The 1,662-nt window shown below is 64.4% G+C and carries 2 protein-coding genes; both read left to right on the top strand.

Annotation, left to right across the window (positions count from 1 at the left end; translation table 11 throughout):
• Window positions 1-585 precede the first annotated feature (585 nt).
• Window positions 586-1,026 carry a helix-turn-helix domain-containing protein gene (locus GTW58_RS12965; RefSeq protein WP_119933838.1) on the top strand — a complete coding sequence of 147 codons (441 nt, stop codon included), beginning with the start codon at window positions 586-588 and terminating at the stop codon, window positions 1,024-1,026.
• Window positions 1,026-1,583 carry a PIN domain-containing protein gene (locus GTW58_RS12960; protein WP_198673467.1) on the top strand — a complete coding sequence of 186 codons (558 nt, stop codon included), beginning with the start codon at window positions 1,026-1,028 and terminating at the stop codon, window positions 1,581-1,583. Before GTW58_RS12965 ends, GTW58_RS12960 begins: the two co-directional genes overlap by 1 nt.
• Window positions 1,584-1,662: the final 79 nt, after the last annotated feature.

Below are 1,662 nucleotides of genomic sequence, written 5' to 3'. Positions count from 1 at the left end.
GGTCCAGTCCTTCGTCGCCACTGCCGAACACCTCCGAGACCGGGGTGTTGCGACGACCAGTTGAATCCGCCCTTCGGAACCGTCCGGTTCTTCCACCGAAGAGGTTGAGCCAGCTCCCTCCACGGCCACTTGCTGGAGGTCGGATGCGGGGCTCAACAGATGCAGTAGACGAGCCGCGCCCCAGGTGTAGTGGAATCGATCACCGTCGCGCGAGGCGCGCACGCGCTCCGACGCAGTGGATCTGCTTCGCCGAGCGGAGGAGCCCTTCGTCACAGCCACGCTTCATCGCTCCCCGAGAAGCGGACAGCGCCAAGCCGAACTCGGGTGGCGACTTGCTGTGTCGGTACTGGGCGACATCACCTGGCGGAAACCTCCTACCGGTGACCGGGTCACCTACTGTGCGTTCGACATCACTTCATTCTCCCTCATCTTGCTCTCCGGTCCCGGGCGACACGCATCAAGCGGCTGATGGCACCGACTCCTCATCCCGCCGCTCTCGCGACGCAGCACGTAGCTGGTCGCCTGCGTCGCATCGCGATACACTTACTTCGACTGCTTCGATTATTTCGATTATTAGGGTGGCTGATGAGTGACATTGCGACGCTGGTGCCTGAGCCGGCAGACACTGAACTGGCGGCCTCTGCTCTGCGGGGGCTCGATGCCGCGCTCGATACCGAGGGTCCGGTGCGACTGCATCTGGCTGGGCAGGTCGGCGAGGTGGAGGTGCCCCGGTCTGCGCTGGCCGCGCTGGCGCAGGTGCTCGACAGCTTCGCGCACGGTGAGGGTGTGACTGTTCTTCCCTCGCAGGCAGAGCTGACCACCCAGCAGGCTGCCGATGCGCTGCACGTGTCGCGACCGTTCCTGATCGGCCTGCTCGACGCCGGATACATCGAGTACCGCACGGTAGGCACGCACCGTCGCGTCAAGGCAGCGTCGCTGATCCGCTACCTGCGTGAAGACGACGAGCGCCGCCAGTCTGCTGCTGATGCGCTGACCGCGGAGACTCGCGAGCTCGGTTTCGCCTGATGCAGGTCGTCGTCTACGACGCCAACGTGCTCTACCCCTCCACCCTGCGGGATGTGCTGATCCGGGCCGGGCTCGCTCGACTGGTGCAGCCGAAGTGGACGGAGCGGATTCTCGATGAGGTGTTCCGCAACCTGCGTGCGAACCGCCCCGACCTCGACCCCGCGCGGCTGGATCGCACCCGCCGCCTGATGAACGAGGCGATCCGTGACGTAACGGTGACCGGTTACGAGCAATTGATCGACCAGCTCGATCTTCCCGATGCCGACGATCGGCATGTCCTGGCAGCCGCAATCCACGCTGGCGCTCAAGTGATCGTCACCCACAATCTCCGCGACTTCCCCGCCGACCGCTTGAACTCGTGGGATGTGGCAGCGCAGCATCCCGACGACTTCCTCACCGGTCTGTTTCAGGATCACCCGGACACCCTCGGCAGGATCGTCGCCGCTATCACAGCGGTGTGGGGCGACGAGGCCAACTACAGCGATGTCCTTGACAGTCTCTCCATCGATGCGCCGGGCACCGCTGATCTCTTGCGCGAGGGACTGCCGCATGGATAGGTGACATCTTGACCTGCCCTACGGTTAGGTTTCCACTCTTGGTCGCTAGCTTCCGATGGTGGTGAGTGCCCGCGGGGTG

Origin of the sequence: Kocuria subflava (assembly GCF_012163155.1) — a bacterium.
In the GTDB taxonomy this organism is placed as follows: domain Bacteria; phylum Actinomycetota; class Actinomycetes; order Actinomycetales; family Micrococcaceae; genus Kocuria; species Kocuria subflava.
The sequence above is the reverse complement of the archived record's forward strand: the minus strand, read 5'-3'. Positions and strand labels throughout refer to the sequence as shown.